We start from the raw sequence: 20306 nt of genomic DNA on the forward strand, positions 1-20306 counted from the left end.
TAGGACGTCCAACTATATGGTCGTGGACAAGGCCCGCAGTGCAGGGAAGCCGGTGTGACTCCGGCACGGTCCCGCCACTGTGACCGGGGAGTGCGTCGCCGCAGTACCAGCCACTGGCAGCCAGCCGGGAAGGCCGGGTGACGTGCACTGATCCGGGAGTCAGGATACCGACTGCGGGTGTTCCGTGTTGTCCACGAGGATGGAGCAAACACGCATGGCACCGGTCTGCGCTCTTCCCGACCCTGGTGATCCTGCGACGGCTGCGGCACGCCCGTCACCCTGACGGCCCGCCGCGCCCGGCAGCCCCTCACGCCCCCGCCCGCCCGGGCGCCGTGCGGGCGTCCGCCGTGCGCCCCTCCCTCGGATCCTCCTGACGCCCTGACGAGAGCAGGTTCGTGATGGTCCGTGAACTGACCCACTTCTTCGCCGGCAAGCCCCTCGCCGGCACCTCCGGTCGCTTCGGCGACGTGTACGACCCCAACACCGGGCGCGTCCAGGCCCGGGTTCCGCTGGCGTCCCGCGCCGAGGCCGAGGCCGTGATCGCCGACGCGGCGCAGGCCCAGCCCGCCTGGGCGGCCTGGAACCCGCAGCGCCGCGCCCGGGTGCTGCTGCGCTTCCTCCAGCTGGTCGAGCGGGAGAAGGACGAACTCGCCCGGCTGCTCTCCGCAGAGCACGGCAAGACCGTCGCCGACGCCCACGGCGACCTCCAACGCGGCCTGGAGGTCGTGGAGTTCGCCGCCGGGATCCCGCACCTGCTGAAGGGCGAGTTCACCGACAACGCCGGGACCGGCATCGACGTGTACTCGATGCGCCAGCCGCTCGGCGTCGTTGCCGGCATCACCCCGTTCAACTTCCCGGCGATGATCCCGCTCTGGAAGGCCGCGCCCGCGCTGGCCTGCGGCAACGCCTTCGTCCTCAAGCCCTCCGAGCGCGACCCCTCGGTGCCGCTGCGGCTCGCCGAGCTGTTCCTGGAGGCGGGACTGCCGCCGGGCGTGCTCAACGTGGTCAACGGTGACAAGGAGGCCGTGGACACCCTGCTGGAGGACCCGCGCGTCCAGGCGGTCGGTTTCGTCGGCTCCACCCCGGTCGCGCAGTACGTCTACGCGACGGCCGCCGCGCACGGCAAGCGCGCGCAGTGCTTCGGCGGCGCCAAGAACCACATGATCGTCATGCCGGACGCCGACCTCGACCAGGCCGCGGACGCCCTGATCGGCGCCGGCTACGGGTCGGCGGGCGAGCGGTGCATGGCCATCTCGGTGGCGGTGCCGGTGGGGGAGGAGACCGCCGACGCGCTGGTGGCCAAGCTGGTGGAGCGGATCGGCGCGCTCAAGGTCGGCCGATCCGACGACCCGGCGGCGGACTTCGGACCGCTGGTCGGGCGCGATGCCCTGGATCGGGTCCGCGGCTATCTGGAGGCCGGCGTCCAGGAAGGTGCCGAACTCGTCGTCGACGGACGGGACTTCCGGCTGGAGGGCCACGAGGACGGCTACTTCCTCGGCGCCTCGCTCTTCGACCGGGTCACACCGGGCATGCGGATCTACCGGGAGGAGATCTTCGGGCCCGTGCTCACGGTCGTCCGGGCCGCCGACTACGAGGAGGCGCTGCGCCTGCCCAGCGAGCACGAGTTCGGCAACGGCGTGGCCATCTTCACCCGGGACGGCGACACCGCGCGCGACTTCACCCGCCGGGTGAACACCGGCATGGTCGGCGTCAACGTCCCCATCCCGGTGCCGGTCGCCTACCACACCTTCGGCGGCTGGAAGCGCTCCGGGTTCGGCGACCTCAACCAGCACGGCCCGGACTCGATCCGCTTCTACACCCGCACCCGCACGGTGACCTCGCGCTGGCCCTCCGGGGTCAAGGAGGGCGCCAGCTTCACCATCCCGACGATGGGCTGAGCGCCGTGCACGATCTCACCGACGAACAGCGAGCCGTCGCCCGGGCCGTCCGGGCCTTCGCCGACGAGCACCTCGCCCCGCACGCGGTGGAGTGGGACCAGGCCAAGCACTTCCCGGTGGACGTGCTGCGCAAGGCCGCGGACCTCGGTCTGGGCGGCGTCTACGCTCGCGAGGACACCGGGGGTTCCGAACTCACCCGCCTGGACGGGGTGGTGGCCTTCGAGGCGCTGGCCACGGGCTGCCCCTCGATCGCGGCCTACCTGTCGATCCACAACATGGTCGTCTGGATGGTCGACCGCTACGGCACCGACGGGCAGCGCTCGCGCCGGCTGCCCCCGCTCTGCTCGGCCGAGCACCTGGCCAGCTACTGCCTGACCGAGCCGGATGCCGGATCCGACGCGGCGGCGCTCAGCACCCGCGCGGTGCGCGAGGGCGACAACTGGGTGCTGGACGGCGTCAAGCAGTTCATCTCCGGCGCGGGAACCTCCCAGGTCTACCTGGTCATGGCCCGCACCGGCGGCCCGGGACCGCAGGGCATCTCGGCGTTCCTGGTGGACCGGGAGGACCCCGGGCTGTCGTTCGGCGGCAACGAGCGGAAGATGGGCTGGAACGCCCAGCCGACCCGGCAGGTGCTGCTGGACGGGGTGCGGCTGCCCGCCGACCGGCTGCTCGGCGCGGAGGGGGAGGGCTTCCGGATCGCGATGAGCGGGCTCAACGGCGGCCGGCTCGGCATCGCCGCCTGCTCGCTCGGCGGGGCCCAGAGCGCGCTGGAGCGGACCGTGGCCTTCCTCGCCGAGCGGGAGGCGTTCGGCACCCGACTGCTCCATGCCCAGGCGCTCCAGTTCCGGCTGGCCGACATGGCCACCGAACTGGAGGCCGCCCGGGCCCTGGTCCGGCGGGCCGCCGATGCCCTGGACCGCGGGGACGCCCGGGCGCCGCAGCTGTGCGCGATGGCCAAGCGCCACGCCACCGACACCGGCTTCGAGGTCGCCAACCAGGCGCTCCAACTCCACGGCGGCTACGGCTACCTGGCGGAGTACGGCATCGAGAAGATCGTCCGCGACCTGCGGGTGCACCAGATCCTGGAAGGGACCAACGAGATCATGCGCGTCATCGTCGCCCGCGGCCTGACCGGAGCCGCGTGATGAGCGACAGCACCACCGACGAGGTTCTGGTCCGGCGCGAGGGGCGGGCCGGGCTGATCGTCCTCAACCGCCCGTCAGCCCTCAACGCCCTCACCCACGCCATGGTGCGACGGATCGCCGCCGCCCTGGACGCGTGGGAGCACGACGACCGGGTCGCCACCGTCGTCATCACCGGTGCGGGCGAGCGGGCGTTCTGCGCCGGGGGCGACATCGTCGCCATCCACCGCGCCGCCACCGGCGGTGACGCGGCAGCCGTCGAGGACTTCTGGCGCGACGAGTACCGGCTCAACGCCCGGATCGCCCGCTACCCCAAGCCCTACGTGGCGATGATGAACGGCATCGTGATGGGCGGCGGGGTCGGCGTCTCCGCCCACGGCAGCGTCCGGATCGTCACCGAGAGCACCCGGGTCGCGATGCCGGAGGCCGGCATCGGCTTCGTCCCCGACGTCGGCGGCACCTACCTGCTCGCCCTCGCGCCCGGCGAACTCGGCACCCACCTGGCCCTCACGGCGGGGTCGGCCGGCGCCGGTGACGCCCTGCTCTGCGGCCTCGCCGACCACTTCGTCCCCGCCGAGCGGCTGCCCGCCCTGCTCGACGACCTCGCCGGGGCGCCCGTCCACGACGCCCTCACCCGCCATGTCGCACCCGCTCCGCCCGCCCCGCTCGCGGGCCGGCGCGCCTGGATCGACCACTGCTACGCGGCGGACACCGTCGAGGAGATCCTCGCCCGGCTCGGCGACAGCGGCGAGCCGGAGGCGAAGAAGGCCGCCGACCGGATCACCGCCAACTCGCCCACCGCGGTGAAGGCGACCCTGGCGGCCCTGCGCCGCGCCCGGTCGCTCGGCCCGCTGGAGGCCGTCCTCGACCAGGAGTACCGCACCTCCTGCGCCGCGCTCCGCGCACCGGACCTCGCCGAGGGGATCCGGGCCCAGGTGATCGACAAGGACCGCGCGCCGCACTGGAGCCCCGCCACGCTGGAAGCCGTCGAAACCGCCACCGTGGAGAGCTGGTTCGCCCCGCTGGGCGACCGCGAACTCGGCCTCGCCGACCTCACCCCCCTGGAGCGCTGGTGACCCACCGCATCGCCTTCGTCGGACTCGGCAACATGGGCGGCCCGATGGCCGCGAACCTCGTCAGGGCAGGTCACACCGTCACCGGATACGACCTGGTACCGGAAGCCCTCGACCGGGCGGCCGGGCACGGCGTCCGGATCGCCGCCACGGCAGCCGAGGCCGCCGCGGACGCGGAGGTGGTGCTCACCATGCTGCCGAGCGGTCGCCATGTCCTGGAAACCTACCGGGAGTTGGTCACCGCGAAGCGGGACGCGCTGTTCGTCGACTGCTCGACCATCGCCGTCGGGGACGCGCGCGTCGCTGCGGACCTGGCCCGGAGCGCCGGACACCGGGCTGTCGACGCCCCGGTGTCCGGGGGCGTGCCCGGTGCCGAGGCCGCGAGCCTGACCTTCATGGTCGGTGCCGACGACACCGACTTCGCCGCGGTGGAACCGGTGCTCACGGCGATGGGTCGCAAGGTCGTGCACTGCGGCGCCTCCGGCGCCGGGCAGGCTGCGAAGATCTGCAACAACCTGATCCTCGGGATCTCGATGATCGCGGTCAGCGAGGCGTTCGTGCTCGGGGAGAGCCTCGGGCTCGGCCACCAGGCGCTGTACGACGTCGCCTCCACCGCCTCCGGCCAGTGCTGGGCCCTCACCAGCAACTGCCCCGTCCCGGGCCCGGTGCCCGCCAGCCCCGCCAACCGCGACTACGCGGCCGGATTTGCCGCCGCCCTGATGGCCAAGGACCTCGGCCTCGCCGCCGACGCCGCCACCGCGCACGCCGTGCCTGTGGAACTCGCCAGTAGGGCCGCGGAGCTGTACTCGGACTTCGCCGCCGGCGAGGGCGCGGGTCTGGACTTCTCGGCGATCATCACCACTCTCAGGGAGAAGCACGCGTGAGCGACTACGAAACGATCCGGGTGGAGCGCAAGGGTCGGGTCGGGATGATTACGCTCGCCCGCCCGGAGGCACTGAACGCGCTCAACACCAGGCTGATGAACGAAGTCATCGCTGCGGCACGGGACTTCGGCCGCGACCCGGGGGTCGGCTGCCTGCTGATCACCGGATCCGAGAAGGCCTTTGCGGCCGGCGCGGACATCAAGGAGATGCGGTCGCTGGAGTTCGTCGACGCCTACCTCGGCGACTGGTTCGCCGCCTGGGACGAGCTCGGCCGTCTCCGCAAGCCGGTCGTCGCCGCCGTCGCGGGCTACGCACTGGGCGGCGGCTGCGAACTGGCGATGCTCTGCGACATCTTGCTCGCCGCCGACACCGCGAAGTTCGGCCAGCCGGAGATCAAGCTCGGCGTCATCCCGGGCATCGGCGGCTCGCAGCGCCTCACCCGGGCGGTCGGCAAGGCGAAGGCGATGGAGCTGTGCCTCACCGGCCGGATGATGGGCGCCGAGGAGGCCGAACGGGCCGGCCTGGTCTCCCGCGTCGTCCCGGCGGGCGAGCTGCTCGCCGAAGCGCTGGCGACGGCGGAGAAGGTCGCCGCGATGTCCGCCCCGGCGGCGATCATGATGAAGGAGAGCGTCAACCGCGCCTTCGAGACCACCCTCGCCGAGGGCGTCCGCTTCGAACGCCGGCTCTTCCACGCCACGTTCGCCACCGCCGACCAGGAGGAGGGCATGGCGGCCTTCGCCGAGAAGCGCCCGGCGGTCTTCAACCACCGCTGACGCCCGCCGTGGTGCGGCGCCCGGTAGAGGGGCGCCGCACCACGGTCGTGGGACGTCCGGGACCGGTCCGGTTTTTCCCGGAGGTCGGTCGTCGACGACCTGACGGGTCCTCCCGCGATTGGTCGTACTGGGCTCTTGACCCTCGTTTCACGCCTCGTCATGATGGTCCGTCATGTTCCGACTCCGCCGTCGGGGGAAGCCGGTCCGAATCCGGCGCTGACCCGCAACGGTAGGCCGTCGACCCCGTGTCGGCGGCGAGCCCGAGTACCCGTCGGCGGAGATGTGTCGTCCACTCCTCCCGTCGTGGTCTGCGGGCCGGAGCTCCGAGGGCTGCCCCAGCACGCGCCGACGCTCCCTCCGGGCCCCTGCGTCCAGGCCCGGAAAGGAACCTCGTGACCACGCTCCGCCGGACCCTCGGACTCCTCGCGATACCGGCCATCGCCTTTGCCACTGCCCTTCCGGCGGTCGCCGCACCGGTCGGGGCGGACTCGCCCACGATCCGTCCGGACGCCGCCGCAGCTGGATGGCTGGCCCGCCAGCTCGTCGACGGCGACCACTTCGAGTCCGTCTTCGACGGCACCGCCTACCCCGACCAGGGCCTCACCATCGACGCCGTCCTGGCCTTCGCGGCCTCCCGCAGCGCGGACACCGCCGCCGCCAAGGCGACCGCCTGGCTTTCGCAGTCGGCCGTCCTCGCCGGCTACCTCGGCGACGGCACCACCGAGGCCTACGCGGGCGCCACCGCCAAGCTGCTGCTCGCCGCGGAGGTGCGCGGCGCGGACCCGACCGCGTTCGGCGGCGTCGACCTGCCCGCCCGGCTGCGCTCGCTCCAGGCCCCGAGCGGCCGCTTCTCCGACCGCTCCCAGTGGGGCGACTACAGCAATGCCTTCGGCCAGTCGCTCGCCCTGATCGCCTTGCACCGCACCCCCGGTGGCGCCCCGGCCGCCGCCGTCGACTTCCTGGCCGGCAGCCAGTGCGCGGACGGTGGCTTCCCGGTCTCCTTCGGCCAGGCCGCCTGCACGAGCGACACGGACGCCACCGCCCTCGCCGTCCAGGCGCTCGCCGCCACCGGCCGCGCGGCCAAGGCGGCCGCCGGGCTCGGCTGGCTGACCGCCCACCAGAACGCCGACGGCGGCTTCTCAGCCGCCGGGTCCACCACGTCCAACGCCAACTCCACCGGTCTCGCGACCCAGGCGCTGCTCTCCAACGCCCGCTTCGGCGCCGGTCTCAAGGGCTGGAGCCGCCTGGTCACGTTCCAGCAGCGCTGCGACGCCGACCCGGCCGTGCGCGGCGCGGTCGCCTACGACGCCTCCGGCTTCAACTCTGGCAACGCCGCCCGGGCGACCGGCCAGGCCGTCCTCGGCCTGGCCGGCACCCCGCTGGCCACCCTCTCCGCCGCCGGGGCGCGCCCGGACGCGCCCACCCTGGCCTGCGCCGCGCCCGCCACCCCCTGACCACCCGCGACCGCACGAGGAGAGACCTGATGACCGAGCACCTGACCCGCCGCACCCTCGGCTCGCTCGCCGCCGTCGCAGCGCTGACCGTGAGCCTCCTCGGCGCCGGCGCCGTGCACGCTCCCGAGGCCCGGGCTGCCGCCTGCACCGGCACCACCGGCGTCACCGTCGTGGTCGACTTCACCGCCGTCGGCGGCGGCATCCAGACCGGCTGCGCGCCCGGCGACCCGGCCAGCGGCCTCGCCGCGCTCACCGGCGCCGGCTTCTCGTACACCTTCCACCCGCGCTACCCCGGCTTCGTCTGCACCATCAACGCCCTGCCGACGACCTGCACCAACCCCACCGGCAGCGCGTACTGGTCGTACTGGCACGCCCAGCACGGCGGACCCTGGTCGTACAGCAGCCTCGGCGCCGGCAGCTACAACCCGGCCCCCGGCGATGTCGAGGGCTGGGCCTTCGGCGCGGGTGCACAGCCGGGTATCACGGCGCCCTGACACCCGTTCGCACAGCCGGTGCCCCGGTCCTCCGCGACGGAGACCGGGGCACCGGCGGTTCCAGGGGTGGTCAGGCCGTCCGGCGCGGCCGGTCCCGGATCAGCTGCCGAAGCGCAGCGAGACGGTGTCGCCCACGTGGACGGTGGTGGCCCGGGTGGCGGCGGTGGCGGTGGCGCCGTCCAGGCTGACCTTCCAGGTGGAGGAGCCGCTGTTGGCGGTGCCGTTGAGCGCGGTGATCGTCCCGCCGCCGGTGGCGGGGGTGACGGCGGTGACGCAACCGCCCGGGGTGGCGGTGGCGGCCGCGTCGAGGACGTCGCCGAGCGTCGCGGTGGTGCCGGTCGGGTTGACGGTGACGGCGCAGACCTTGAGCGCGCCGGTGCCGTCGTCGACGACCAGGGCGAGCCTGGCGGCGGTGCCGGAGGTGAACGCGGTGGTGGCCGACCAGGTCGGCTCGCCGGCGGTGGCCGGTGCGGGCGGGGCGGCGGTGAAGCCGGCGCCGGCGACGGCGCGCAGGCCGTCGACGGAGGCGTAGGGGGAGGGGGTGGTGTCGGTGGGCTGGTACTTGAAGCCGCCGCCGGGCTTGAACTGCTGGGAGATCAGGAAGTCGATCGGGGTCTTGCCGGTGCCGCTGGTGAAGTCGGCGCCCTGGGGGTTGATGCCGCAGGCGTTCAGGCCGGAGACGGCCCAGCCGTTGGAGTCGGTGTTGACGCCCCACATGGCGTTGAACGCCCCGGAAGCCAGCAGCTTGCCCTTGAGGAAGTTCTTGGCGGCGACGACCGCCGGGTCGGTGTTGGGGACGCCGCCGACGCACAGGGAAGCCATCGCGGCCCCGGTCATGTCGATGTCGCTGCCCGTACCGAGCTCGGTGGGGTCACCGGCGGCCTTGGTGTAGTTCCAGCCACCGTCCGTGTGCTGGTTGGCCCGCACGGCCGTGACGGAGGCGTCCAACAGGGCCTGCGGGACGCGCTGGGAACCGCTCTGGGTCCTGGCGCCGCCGAGGGCGAGGAGACCGAAGACGGTGCCGTTGAAGTTGGCGGACGGGCCCCAGTAACCGGGTTCGGCGGTCTGCCAGTACGAGACCGCGTCGGCGATCAGGTTGCGGCCCGGGCCGACGCGGGCCGGGTCGATGCCGGCGGCGTAGGCGTTCAGGATGCCCCGCTGGTAGTCGGTGGCGACCGGCGAGGTGCCCGGCCAGCCGGCGGCCGCGAGCTGGTTGCGGTAGACGAGGCGGGCGTTCTTGGTGACGTCGCCGCCGGGAGTCACGTCGGCCGCCGCCGTGCCGGCCGCGGCCAGCGCGCTGAAGGCCCACTCGTTGGAGAGCCCGCCACCGGTGACGTAGCTGCCGTCGGCGGCCTGGAGAGACCTCAGGTAGGTGACGCCGGTGCTCTTCGAGGTGGCTATCTGGGCGGGGGTGGCGGTCGCGTGGGCCGGAACGGCCGACAACAGCAGCGCCCCGGCCGCCAGTGACACGGTCACGGCGGAGGTGAGGCGGGAGGAGGTGGTGCGGGGCGTCGTGAGGAAGGTCACGGAACGGCTCCTTGGGGTGGCGGGCGCCGACCCGGCCCCGACCCCGGCGCTCCCGGGGAGCGCGACGGCCGGAGCGGCCGCCGCCCGGATCGCGTGGGCAGGCTTTCGCCGTGGTGCTCGGCCGGGCGGGCATTCGGGCTCGGGGTGCCGTAGGACACCACCCCACACCGCTGCGCGTCAGCCCCGGATTCGCACCGGGTTCCCCCGCTCGGCCACCGCGGACGCTACCGCACCGTCGGACGGTCGACGAGGTGGGGAAGGCGACATGACGCACCGTTGACTCCCGATCCGCAGACGTGGTCTGATGAACCGGTTTTTCATCCTCGGTATCAGGGGAAGCCGGTCCGATTCCGGCGCTGACCCGCAACCGTAGATCCGCCCCAGCGGCGGATGAGCCGGAATGCCTGCACCGAGGCCTTGTCACAGAAGTGCTTGCGTCGTCGTGGACTGCGACGCGGTCGGGGCGGTTCCTCATGGGGGGAGCCGTCGGCTGCGCCGTGCGGACCCGATGACCGAATCGGGGAGTCGCCAGTGAGGGCCAGGAACAGCCGTACGAGCCGCGGATTCAGAGGGCTCACGTCCCTTCTCGCCACCGGCGCCGTCGCGGTTGCCGCGGGCGGCACTCTCCTGCTGGCCCACCCCGGCCGGGCCGCCGCCGACCCGATCGAGGAATGCACGGCCACCACCGGCGCGATCGTCGCCGTCGACTTCGGTCACTGGGGCGGCGGAGTCGTGCGGGGCTGCGACGCCCGTCCCACGACCGGGATGAACCTGCTGCACAACGCGGGCTTCAGCACCGCCGGTACCGAGCACGACGGACCGGCCTTCATCTGCCGGCTCGGCAACGGAGGCTTCAACGGCGGTACCCAGTACCCGACACCCGCCGAGGAGCCCTGCACCAACACCCCGCAGGCGACGGCCTATTGGTCGTACTGGATCGCCGAGCCCGGTCAGGACACCTGGTCCTACAGCCGGTTCGGCGCTGCCACCCAGAAGCCCAAGCCCGGCGAGGTCGAGGCCTGGGTGTACGGCGGCACCGACATCGGCGGTACCAGCGGGAAGCCCGCCTTCACCCCGGACTCCGTACGTGCGAAGAACGGCGGACCGTCGCCCACGGCGACCCCGACCGCTTCCCCGAGCCCGACCGTGCCGTCGTCCCCCGCCGGCGATCCGAAGGCTGCGGCGTCGTGGCTGGCCGGGCAGCTGGTCGACGGCGAGTACATGGGCAACTGGGCCTTCGAGGGCCCCGACTTCCCCCGGACCTCCCTCACCGCGATCGCCCTGGCGGCTGCCGGCACCCAGGACCCGGCTCTGCGCAAGATCGTCGCCTACCTCGCGGCGCACGCCGACGCCTTCCTGTACCCGGACGGACCCGCCGGGAAGCCCGACGCCAAGGCCGCCGCCCTGCTGGCGCTGGTCGCCGAGAGCACCGAGGGCGATCCTCGGGACTTCGGCGGCCGCGACCTGATCGCCGCCCTCACCGACCACGTGTGCACCGGGCAGGGCGAGAACGGGAAGTGCACGGCCGCCGGGGACTTCCACGGCGCCGCGTCCTCCTGGGCGCAGGCATGGGCCGTGATCGCCCTGCGAGGTGCCGGCGTCACGCCGCCTCCCCGGTCACTAGCCCGCTTCGCCGTCCTCCAGTGCGCCGACGGCGGGACCGCCGGTTCGATGATCGTGGCCGGGGGCTCCTGCGAGTCGGACCCGGTGGCCACCGGCCTCACCGTCCTCGCGCTCCGTGGCACGGTCGGGGGCGAAGCCGTCGCGCAGAAGGCATCGGACTGGCTCGCGGCGAGCCAGCAGGCCGACGGCTCCTACCTCCCCTACGTCGGGGCCGCCGGGGACACCGTGAGCACCGCTGCTGCGGCCCAGGTCCTGCGGGCCACCGGCCAAGGGGCCAAGGAGACGGCCGCCAAGGCATGGGTGAGCGTCCGGCAGAACGAGGACGGCGGCTTCGGCCCCGACGAGTCGACCACCGAGTCCGACCCGGCCTCCACCGAACAGGCCATTCTGGCCCTGACCGGCACCGACCCGACCACGGTCCGCCACAACCCGAACGGCGCCACCACCGCGCCGACCACGCCCACCGGCCGGACTCCCGACCTGACCAAGGGCAGCACGTACCTCACCGCCCCGGCGAACCTGATCGGCGGCCACTACTACGAGGGCTTCCCGGACTTCGCGGACTTCGGCCTCACCATCGACGGAGCCTTCGCGCTCGCCGCCACCGGTACGGACGACCCGGCCCTGCACCGGATCGTGGACTTCCTCGACCAGCAGGGCAAGGACGGCGGCGAGCGCACCGTCAACGACTGGACCGCGATCGGCACCGAGTTCGCCGGAGGCGGCTCCATCGCCAAGGAGGCGCTGCTCGCCGAGGCCGTCGGCCGCGACCCGCGCGCCTTCGGCGGACACGACCTGATCGCCGCGCTCGCCGCGGCCGTCTGCGCCAAGGCCGACGCGGCCACCGGCTGCGCCGGCCCCGGCAACTACACCTATGCCACCTCGGTGTTCTCCCAGGCGCTCGGCATCATGGCGCAACTGCGCGCCGGCGACTCCGCCAACGCCGACTCCGCGGTCGCCTACCTGAAGAGCCTCCAGCACGCCGACGGCTCCTGGCCGAGCCTGATCCCCGCCACCGGCGACTCCGACGTGGACAGCACCGCGATGGCGGCCATGGCGCTCGCGCTCGTCCCCGGCACCGAGGCCGCTCAGGCGGTCGACAAGGGCATCTCCTGGCTGGCGGGGCGGCAACTGCCGGACGGGGGCTTCCCCGGCGCGGCCGGCAACTCCACCAACTCGGCCGCGCTCGCCGTCCAGGGCATGAGTCTGCGCCAGTCCGCGTACGCCCCCCGGATCGCGAAGGCGCTCGACTTCCTCGCCGGGCAGCAGAACGGCGACGGCGGCTTCAACGTCGCCTCCGAGGGCCAGCGGGGCTCGGACGTGCGGGCCTCCGCCCAGGCGGTGGGAGGCGCCACCGGGATCTCCTTCGGCACCCTGCGCCGGGACCTCGGCGGTTCCCCTACCCCCACCCCGACCTCCACCACCACCGCGACGCCGACCGGTTCTCCGACCCCCACGGCGACCTCGACCCCGACCGCGAGCGGCAGCCCTTCGGCTTCCCCGACGGTCACCGCCTCCCCGGCACCGACCGGAACATCCGCAGCCGCCACCACCCCCGGGGATGTGCCCACCAGTGCTCCGGTCCCGGGTGACGGAGGTGGCGGAGGTGACGCAGGACGCGGCGGCGCGCCGATCGATGCCACGCGGGCCGGGACGGACACCGGAAGCCTGGCACGCACCGGAGCCGAGACGCTGGGTCTGGCGACCGCCGCGGCCCTGCTGGCCGCCGTCGGAGCGGGCGCGGTCCTGATCGCCCGCCGCCGCGCGGGATCGACCCCGGGGCGTCACCGGTGACCCGGCGGCTCGGCCGGCTGTTCGGAGCCGCCGGCGTGACGCTCGCCCTCGCGTCCGGCGGGCTCGGCACGGCCGTGACCCCGGCGACTGCGGCGCCACTGCCCATCGAGCAGTGCACCACCAGCTCCGGCGTGGTGCTCGCCGTGGACTTCGGCAAGTGGGGCGGGCCGCTGCTGCGCTCCTGCGGCACGACCCCCACCACCGGCTACACCTTGCTCAACCAGGGCGGCTGGAAGACCACCGGCACCGGGCACGACGGTCCGGCGTTCATCTGCCGGATCGGCTACAGCGGGTTCCAGGGTGGCAAGCAGTTCCCCGCCCCGGACCAGGAGAAGTGCGTCCTGACGCCCCCGGCCACGGCCTACTGGTCGTACTGGCACGCGGACCCGGGCCAGAACGAGTGGTCGTACAGCCAACTGGGCGCGATGAGCTACCAGCCGAAACCGGGCAGTGTCGACCTGTGGATCTTCGGCGGCACGAACATCGAGGGCACGGAGGGGCGGCCCACCTTCTCGCCGGACACCGTGCGTGCCCACAACACGGTGCCCGGCGGTGGAACGGCCACCACCCCCGCCCAGCCCTCGCCATCGACCGACCCCGGAAGCGGCAGCACCGGCGGTTCCACCAGCGGTGCGGCGGCCGGCGGTGGTACCTCGTCCGGCGGGAGCGGCTCGTCCGGCGGTGGCAACCCGTCCGGCGGTGGCAACCCGTCCGGTGGCACCGGATCCACCGGAGGCACCGGTTCCACCGGCGGCTCGACGTCCTCCGGCGGTGGCACCGGACCGGGCGGATCCTCCGGCGGCGGCAGTGCAAGCGGTGGAGGCACGGCGCCGAAGCGGCCGACCGCGGCCCCGAGCGCCACCTCCGGCGCCGCTCCTCCCCGGCCGACGACCCCGCCGGCCGAGGTGCCGACCGCAGTGGTGCCGCTACCGGAGACCATGGAGCCCCCGGCCCCGAGCGGCGAGAGCACCGAGCCGCCCGCTCCGGCGCCGTCGGAGACGCCTGCGGCCGTCGAGACCGCTCCCGCGCCGGAGTCCCCGACCGAGACACCGGCCCCGTCGGCGTCCGTGAACGCCGCAGGTCCGCTGGTGGTGGACGCGGCCCCGGCGGCCGAGGCTCCGCACGATGCCGGGTCGATGGTCCCCGCCGTCGTCGGCGGTGCCCTCCTGGTGCTCCTGGGGCTGGTCACCTTCGGCGTCGCGCGCCGACGCCGCCGGGCCGAGTGACCGGGTGACCATGCCCGGCACACCCGACACCGGCCTCCCCCGACCCGCCTCCGGGCGCACCGGGGGAGGCCGGCGCAGCCCGCGCGACCTCCACCCCCTGGCCTGGTGGACCTGGGCCCTGGCCCTGGCGACCGCCGCGAGCCGCACCACCAACCCGCTGCTGCTCCTGCTCGTCCTCGCCGTCCTCGGCTACGTCGTCACCGCCCGCCGCACGGAGGCTCCGTGGGCCCGGGGCTTCAAGTACTACCTGGCGCTGGCGCTCACGGTGGTGGCGATCCGGGTGGTGTTCCGCTGCGTCTTCGCCACCGGCATCACCCCGCACGACCACCTGCTCTTCTCGCTGCCCCACATCCCGACCCCCGCCTGGTACGCGGGCATCCGGATCGGCGGCCCGGTCTCGCTGGAGGCCACCCTCTCGGCGGCCTTCGACGGACTGCGCCTCGCCTGTCTGATCTGCTGCATCGGCGCCGCCAACACCCTGGCCAACCCCAAGCGCGCCCTGCGCGTCCTGCCTGGAGCCCTGTACGAACTCGGCGTCGCCGTGACGGTCTCGCTCAGCGTCGCCCCGCAGCTCGTGCAGAGCGTCCAACGGGTCGCGCGGGCGCGGCGGTTGCGGGCGGGCCGGGCCAAGGGCGTGCGCGCGCTGCGCAGCATCGTCGTCCCGGTCCTGGAGGACGCCCTGGAACGCTCGCTGCACCTGGCCGCCGCGATGGACTCGCGCGGCTACGGACGCTCGGGAACCGCCACCCGCCGCTCCCGCCGGACCACCGGAGCCCTGATGCTGCTCGGCATGTGCGGCCTGTGCGGAGGGGTGTACGGGCTGTTGGACGGAACCGCTCCGGCCGCGCTCGGACTGCCCGCCTTCGTGGCGGGTGCCGGGCTGTGCGTGGCCGGGCTGCTGCTCGGGGGACGGCGGGTACGGCGCACCACCTACCGCCCGGACCGCTGGCGTGCCGCCGAGTTCGGGGTCGCCGGCTGCGGTGTGGCCGCCGCCGTCCTGCTGTTCGCCACGGTCGGCTACGACGTGACCGATCTCAACCCCTCCCTCTACCCGCTGAGCTGGCCGACGCTGCCGCTCGTGCCGGTGCTCGCCCTGCTGCTGGCCGGCGCCGCCGGCGTGATCGCACCGCCACCCGGCCGCCCGCCGGTGCCCGGCGCCGTGCCCCGTCCGCGTGCCGGGACGGCCGCGCCCGCCCGCACCGACAGCACCGACCGCTCGTCCACCGAGGTGACCAAGTGATCCGTTTCGACCAGGTCGGCGTGGTGTACGACGGTGCGACCGCTCCGGTCCTGCGCGACGTCGACCTGTGCGTCCCCGAGGGCGAACTCTGCCTGGTGGTAGGCCGCACCGGCGTCGGCAAGTCCACCCTGCTGGGCGCCGTCAACGGCCTGGTGCCGCACTTCACCGGCGGCACGCTGCGCGGCCGGGTGACCGTCGACGGCCGGGACACCGCGCACCATCCGCCACGCGAACTGGCCGACGTGGTGGGCGTGGTGGGCCAGGACCCGCTGGCCGGCTTCGTCACCGACACGGTGGAGGAGGAACTCGCCTATGTCATGGAGCAGCTGGCGGTCCCGCCGGAGGTGATGCGCAAGCGCGTCGAGGAGACCCTCGACCTGCTGGGCCTCGCCGACCTGCGCCACCGCGCGCTTCACGAGCTCTCCGGCGGCCAGCAACAGCGGGTCGCCATCGGCTCCGTACTCACCGCACACCCCCGGGTCCTGGTCCTGGACGAGCCGACCTCCGCGCTCGACCCGACGGCCGCAGAGGAGGTGCTCGCCGCGATCACCCGCCTGGTCCACGACCTCGGCGTCACCGTGCTGCTCGCCGAACACCGTCTGGAGCGCGTCGTCCAGTACGCCGACCGGGTCGCCTACCTGCCCGGTGACGGCACCCTCGTGCACGGCCCGCCCGCCGAGGTCTTCCGGGGCACGACGGTCGCGCCGCCCGTCGTCGACCTCGGCCGCCTGGCCGGCTGGCAGCCGCTGCCGCTCTCCGTCCGCGACGCCCGCCGCGCCGCCGCACCGCTGCGCGAGCGGCTCACCGAGGTGCGCGTCCCCCCGCCGCGCCCGGCGGTCACGACGGGGGAGACCGTGCTGGAGGCCCGCAAGGTGGTCGTCCGCCACGGTCCGGTGACCGCCGTCCGGGAGGCCGGACTGGAGCTGCGGGCCGGCGAGGTCACCGCCCTGATGGGGCGCAACGGCTCCGGCAAGTCGTCCCTCCTCTGGGCCCTCCAGGGCTCCGGGCCCCGGCAGGGCGGCAGCGTGCGGGTCGCGCGGACCGACGGAGAAGAGCCCAAGGACCCCAAGCGGGGCTCCGCGGCGGAGGCCCGCCGGCTGGTGGGACTCGTTCCGCAAACCCCCACCGACCTGCTGTATCTGGAGACGGTCGCCGAGGAACTCGGCCAGGGCGACCGCGAGTCCGGCCGTGCCGCCGGGGCGACCGCACGGCAGATCCTCGACCGTCTTGCCCCCGGAATCCCCGACGAGAGCCATCCCCGCGACCTCTCCGAAGGCCAGAAACTCGCCCTCGTCCTGGCGATCCAGCTGGCCGCGGCACCCCGGGTGGTGCTGCTGGACGAACCCACCCGAGGGCTCGACTACCATGCCAAGGAGGCGCTCGTCGGCATCGTCGACGCCCTGGCCGCCGAGGGACGCACGGTCATGGTCTCCACCCACGACGTCGAGTTCGTCGCCTCCGCCGCCGACCGGGTGGTGGTGATGGCCGAAGGCGAGATCGTCGCCGACGGCCCCACCGCCGACGTCATCGTCGCCTCACCCACCTTCGCCCCGCAGACCGCCAAGATCCTGGCGCCACTGCCCTACCTGACGGTCGCCCAGGTGGCGGAGGCCCTGGAGCCCGCGGAGGCCGCCCGATGACCGCTGTCCGGATCCCCGGCCGGGCCCGCGTCGTCGTCGCCCTCGCCGCCTTCATCGGCCTGGTCGCCTTCACCTGGCCGTTCGTCGTCGCCCCCGGGAAGTTCGGCTCCAACTACGCCCCACCGCTGATCTTCGGCGCCCTGCTGGTCCTGGTCCTCGCCGTCGTGATCGCCGAGATCGCCTCCGGCGGCATCGACGCCAAGGCCCTCGCCATGCTCGGTGTCCTCTCCGCCGTCAACGCCGGACTCCGACCGCTCGGCGCCGGCACCGCCGGAGTCGAGACGGTCTTCTTCGTCCTCGTCCTCGCCGGACGCGTCTTCGGTCCCGGCTTCGGCTTCACTCTCGGCTGCACCTCCCTGTTCGCCTCGGCCCTCCTCACCGGGGGCGTCGGGCCGTGGATGCCCTACCAGATGTTCGGCTGCGCCTTCGTCGGCCTGCTCGCCGGGCTGCTCCCGCGAACCAGGCGGCGCTGGGAGGTCCCGATGCTGGCCGCCTACGGGGCCTTCTCCGGCTACCTCTTCGGGTTCCTGCTGAACCTCTCCTTCTGGCCGTTCTCCACCGACCCGAACAGCTCCATCGCCTACCTCCCCGGTCTCCCCTTCACCGAGCAGTGGCACCGCTACCTGCTCTTCGACCTCGCCACCTCCCTCGGCTGGGACACCGGTCGCGCCGTCACCACCTTCACCGCAGTCCTCGTCGTCGGCCCCGCCGTCCTCACCGTCTTCCGCCGCGCCGCCCGCCGCGCCAACTTCGAACCCACCGTGCGCTTCGAGAAGCCGGAGGCCACCGGCCGGCCGGCCGCGGAACCAGTCCGCTAACCGGAAAGGGTCATCACCATGCCGAAGGCCGGGAAGCCCCGGACGGCAACAGTGGACGGGGTGCAGGTCGTCGTCCTGTCCCCGGAGCAGTACGACGGGCTGGAGGCCAACCGGCGGCGGGTCGGAGGCCTGCAGACCCTGGTCGCCCGGATGAAACAGGAGCTGCGCCACGGGCGCAGGCTGCTGAGCGAGGTGGAGCAGCTGCTGGCGGAGCTTCCCGCCGAGCTGCTCGCAGACCTGGAGGATCGGATGGATCCGGGTCGCGGGCTCTCCGAGCTGCTCGACGACGTCCGTGCGGCACTGCCGGCCGGCGCCGCGTCGTCCGGAGGTTCCGACGTGCGCGGGGAGTGACGCCGCGTGGCCCCGCTGTCCGAGCCGGAGCGGCCGGGACTGCGTTGACCACCGGTGATACGGCTGTCGCACGTGGTACTGCCGGACGGCGGTCTTTACGGACGGGCTGCGGCTTGCCCACCCCGGAACGGTCGACGAGTCGTGCGGGTCTCGGGGCACCGGCTCGGGGCGCCCCGCAACCGGACGAGCGGGCCGCCGCCGGTGAACTGCGAACCTTCCCTTCTCCCGGGCAGTGCCGGCCTGCGGCAGGTCACACGCTCGGAGGAGCCGGGTGCGGTGTGCCGCTGCGGGAACGGTGTGCCGTGCGGGCGCGGCCGGGCTCCGAGAGCAGGCCGCGGAAGGCCGTGGCCACGGCGTCGGGGCACTCCTGCATGGCGACGTGGCCGACTCCGGGCAGGGCGAGGAGCCGGGCGTCGCGGAAGGCTGCGTAGGCCCGGGTGGCCGTGCGGAAGGGGACGAGGCGGTCGTCGCGGCCGTAGACGAGCAGGGTGGGGGCGGTGACGCGGGCGGCCTGGCGCCAGGGTGAGGCCGCGCCGGGCCGCAGGTGGGTGCGGACGACCGCGCGCACGCCCTCGGCCAGCATGTCCCGGGTGTGGGGGAGCGCGGCCCGGCGCAGCCGTTCGCGCGACTCGGTGGCCCGCTGGGCGGCGCCGACGCGGGAGGGGTCGGCGTAGATCAGGCGGTAGAGGTCGTCGAGGTCCCGCTCGGGGCCGCGCGCGGACAGCAGCCGGGCGTGCAGGCGGGAGGCGCCCGGCAGGCCGAGCAGGGAGATGCGCAGGGCCGGGGGCGGCGGGAGGGCGGGCAGGACCGGGGAGATGAGGGTCAGTGTGGCGACCAGCTCCGGGCGGTGGGCGGCCAGGTGGAGGGCGGTCAGAGCGCCGAGGGAGTTGCCGACCAGGTGGACCCGTCGGTGCCCGGTGCGATCGAGGTGACCGGCGACGGCCAGGGCCTGGCCCCGGACGGTGACGAGGCCGTCGGGCGGGGGAGCGGAGCGGCCGAAGCCGGGGAGGTCGAGCGCCAGGCAGTGCACCGACGGCCGGAGGCGCTCGACCAGGGCGGCCCAGTTGTGGGTCCAGCCGCCCAGCCCGTGCAGAAGGACGGCGGTCTCGGCGTCCGGGCGGATGCCGGGTGCGTACGCGGCGGCGAGCGGCTGGTGCATGACGGGTCCGTTCCGTGGTGTCAGGTGCGCCCGGCTCTGGCGGACTCCGCGACCGCCAGCCGGTAGTGGTCGACCAGCCGGTCTCCGATCGCCGCCCAGCTGTGTCCGGCCACCGCGGTCCGGCCCGCCCGGCCGAGCGCGCGGCGCAGCTCCGGGTCCCGGGCGAGCCGTTCCACGGCCTCCCGGAAGCCGGAGCCCGCGCCGGGCGGGACGAGGAAGCCGGTGCGTCCGGGACGGACGAGGTCGAGCGGCCCACCGGCCGCCGGGGCGACCACGGGCAGGCCGCTGGCCATCGCCTCCTGGAGGGTCTGGCCGAAGGTCTCGAACGGCCCGGGGTGCGCGAAGAGGTCGAACGAGGCGTAGAGCCGGGCGAGTTCGTGCCCGGTGCGGTGGCCCAGGAAGAGCGCGTCCGGCAGTGCGGCGGCCAGCCGGGCGCGGCAGGGGCCGTCGCCGACCACCACCAGCCGGACGCCCGGGAGCCGTGATACCTCGGCCAGCCGGTCGACCTGCTTCTCCACCGCCAGCCGTCCGACGTAGCCGACCAGGACCTCTCCGGGCCGGCCGAGTCGGTGGCGCAGGACCTCGTCGCGGTGGCCGGGGTGGAACCGTACGCAGTCGACGCCGCGCGGCCACAGGTGGACCCGGGGGACGCCGTGGGCCGTCAGGGCGTCGAGGGCGGACCGGGACGGCGCGAGGGTCCGCGCGGCCCCCGCGTGGATCTGCCGCAGCCGGTGCCAGGCCAGCCGGGCCCCGGCCGCCCCGGCGAAGGGCAGGTAGGTCCGGGCGTAGGCGGCGAGGTCGGTCTGGTACACCGCCACGACGGGGACGCCCGCTCGCCGGGCCTCCGCGGCTCCGGCCGCCCCGAGCACGAACGGGCCGGCCAGGTGGACCACGTGCGGGCGGTGCCGTCCGATGGCCTCGGCCACCTGATGCCCGGGCAGGGCGATCCGCACCTCCGGGTAGCCGGGCAGCGGGAGGGACGGGACCCGGACCACCTCGTAGCCGTACGCCGCGGAGCGGTGCCCGCCGTCGCGTGGGCGTGTTGCCGGGGTCACCACGAGCGGGAGGTGCCCACGGGCCAGGAGGTGTTCGGCGGTCCGCAGCACGCTGTGGGCCACGCCGTTGAGCTGTGGGGCGAAGGACTCGGTGACGATCACCACCCGCAGGCGCTCGTCGTCGGGTGCCGGGCCGTGCGCGGCGGGCTCCGCCG

15 protein-coding genes, 1 pseudogene and 4 riboswitches are annotated in these 20306 nt (G+C 74.3%); of the genes and pseudogenes, 13 read left to right on the plus strand and 3 right to left on the minus strand.

Annotation, left to right across the window (positions count from 1 at the left end; genetic code table 11):
• Positions 1-19 precede the first annotated feature (19 nt).
• Positions 20-191: riboswitch (cobalamin riboswitch) on the plus strand.
• 207 nt (positions 192-398) lie between these two features.
• The 7 genes from ABZW10_RS04025 to ABZW10_RS04055 all read left to right on the plus strand — a co-directional run bounded on the left by ABZW10_RS04025 (position 399) and on the right by ABZW10_RS04055 (position 7718).
• Complete coding sequence (locus tag ABZW10_RS04025) at positions 399-1898, plus strand: CoA-acylating methylmalonate-semialdehyde dehydrogenase (RefSeq protein ID WP_355359495.1); 1500 nt, start codon at positions 399-401, stop codon at positions 1896-1898.
• Positions 1895-3043 carry an acyl-CoA dehydrogenase family protein gene (locus ABZW10_RS04030; protein WP_355359915.1) on the plus strand — a complete coding sequence of 383 codons (1149 nt, stop codon included), beginning with the start codon at positions 1895-1897 and terminating at the stop codon, positions 3041-3043. Before ABZW10_RS04025 ends, ABZW10_RS04030 begins: the two co-directional genes overlap by 4 nt.
• Positions 3043-4116 carry an enoyl-CoA hydratase/isomerase family protein gene (locus ABZW10_RS04035; RefSeq protein ID WP_355359498.1) on the plus strand — a complete coding sequence of 358 codons (1074 nt, stop codon included), beginning with the start codon at positions 3043-3045 and terminating at the stop codon, positions 4114-4116. Before ABZW10_RS04030 ends, ABZW10_RS04035 begins: the two co-directional genes overlap by 1 nt.
• Entirely contained in the window at positions 4113-4997 is an 885-nt protein-coding gene (gene mmsB, locus ABZW10_RS04040; protein WP_355359501.1) for a 3-hydroxyisobutyrate dehydrogenase, read from the plus strand. Before ABZW10_RS04035 ends, mmsB begins: the two co-directional genes overlap by 4 nt.
• Before the next feature lie 44 nt (positions 4998-5041).
• Positions 5042-5770 carry an enoyl-CoA hydratase gene (locus ABZW10_RS04045; RefSeq protein ID WP_355359917.1) on the plus strand — a complete coding sequence of 243 codons (729 nt, stop codon included), beginning with the start codon at positions 5042-5044 and terminating at the stop codon, positions 5768-5770.
• Positions 5771-5916: 146 nt separating this feature from the next.
• Positions 5917-6061: riboswitch (cobalamin riboswitch) on the plus strand.
• Positions 6062-6162: 101 nt separating this feature from the next.
• Positions 6163-7224, plus strand: coding sequence for a prenyltransferase/squalene oxidase repeat-containing protein (locus ABZW10_RS04050; RefSeq protein WP_355359504.1), 1062 nt, complete (start codon positions 6163-6165; stop codon positions 7222-7224).
• A gap of 29 nt (positions 7225-7253) precedes the next feature.
• The gene (locus ABZW10_RS04055; RefSeq protein ID WP_355359507.1) at positions 7254-7718 is read left to right on the plus strand and encodes a flagellar hook-length control protein FliK; all 465 of its coding nucleotides are present in this window, start codon (positions 7254-7256) and stop codon (positions 7716-7718) included.
• 99 nt (positions 7719-7817) lie between these two features.
• On the opposite strand, the gene ABZW10_RS04060 is transcribed toward ABZW10_RS04055, so the two are convergent.
• Complete coding sequence (locus ABZW10_RS04060; RefSeq protein ID WP_355359510.1) at positions 7818-9245, minus strand: hypothetical protein; 1428 nt, start codon at positions 9243-9245, stop codon at positions 7818-7820.
• Positions 9246-9372: 127 nt separating this feature from the next.
• Positions 9373-9450: riboswitch (cobalamin riboswitch) on the minus strand.
• An 82-nt stretch (positions 9451-9532) separates the two neighbouring features.
• Positions 9533-9672: riboswitch (cobalamin riboswitch) on the plus strand.
• A gap of 104 nt (positions 9673-9776) precedes the next feature.
• Here ABZW10_RS04060 and ABZW10_RS04065 point away from each other — a divergent pair.
• The 6 genes and pseudogenes from ABZW10_RS04065 to ABZW10_RS04090 all read left to right on the plus strand — a co-directional run bounded on the left by ABZW10_RS04065 (position 9777) and on the right by ABZW10_RS04090 (position 17937).
• Complete coding sequence (locus tag ABZW10_RS04065) at positions 9777-12662, plus strand: prenyltransferase/squalene oxidase repeat-containing protein (RefSeq protein ID WP_355359513.1); 2886 nt, start codon at positions 9777-9779, stop codon at positions 12660-12662.
• Between the two features lie 74 nt (positions 12663-12736).
• Positions 12737-13216 (plus strand): annotated as a pseudogene (locus ABZW10_RS04070) (hypothetical protein); the annotation flags it as partial.
• Between the two features lie 682 nt (positions 13217-13898).
• Positions 13899-15128: a CbiQ family ECF transporter T component gene (locus ABZW10_RS04075; RefSeq protein WP_355359516.1), complete on the plus strand. Its 1230-nt coding sequence runs from the start codon at positions 13899-13901 to the stop codon at positions 15126-15128.
• On the plus strand, positions 15125-16768 hold the full coding sequence (locus tag ABZW10_RS04080; RefSeq protein ID WP_355359519.1) for an ATP-binding cassette domain-containing protein: 1644 nt from the start codon (positions 15125-15127) through the stop codon (positions 16766-16768). The genes ABZW10_RS04075 and ABZW10_RS04080 overlap by 4 nt, the downstream gene beginning before the upstream one ends.
• The gene (locus tag ABZW10_RS04085; RefSeq protein WP_355359522.1) at positions 16765-17586 is read left to right on the plus strand and encodes an ECF transporter S component; all 822 of its coding nucleotides are present in this window, start codon (positions 16765-16767) and stop codon (positions 17584-17586) included. The genes ABZW10_RS04080 and ABZW10_RS04085 overlap by 4 nt, the downstream gene beginning before the upstream one ends.
• An 18-nt stretch (positions 17587-17604) precedes the next feature.
• Positions 17605-17937, plus strand: a complete 333-nt coding sequence (locus tag ABZW10_RS04090) for a hypothetical protein (protein WP_355359525.1) — start codon at positions 17605-17607, stop codon at positions 17935-17937.
• A 250-nt stretch (positions 17938-18187) separates the two neighbouring features.
• Here ABZW10_RS04090 and ABZW10_RS04095 read toward each other — a convergent pair whose 3' ends face one another.
• Positions 18188-19096, minus strand: a complete 909-nt coding sequence (locus ABZW10_RS04095; RefSeq protein WP_355359528.1) for an alpha/beta hydrolase — start codon at positions 19094-19096, stop codon at positions 18188-18190.
• Between the two features lie 20 nt (positions 19097-19116).
• Positions 19117-20262: a glycosyltransferase family 1 protein gene (locus ABZW10_RS04100; RefSeq protein WP_355359920.1), complete on the minus strand. Its 1146-nt coding sequence runs from the start codon at positions 20260-20262 to the stop codon at positions 19117-19119.
• Positions 20263-20306: the final 44 nt, after the last annotated feature.

The sequence above is a fragment of the Kitasatospora sp. NPDC004723 genome (assembly GCF_040609255.1).
Lineage (GTDB): Bacteria > Actinomycetota > Actinomycetes > Streptomycetales > Streptomycetaceae > Kitasatospora.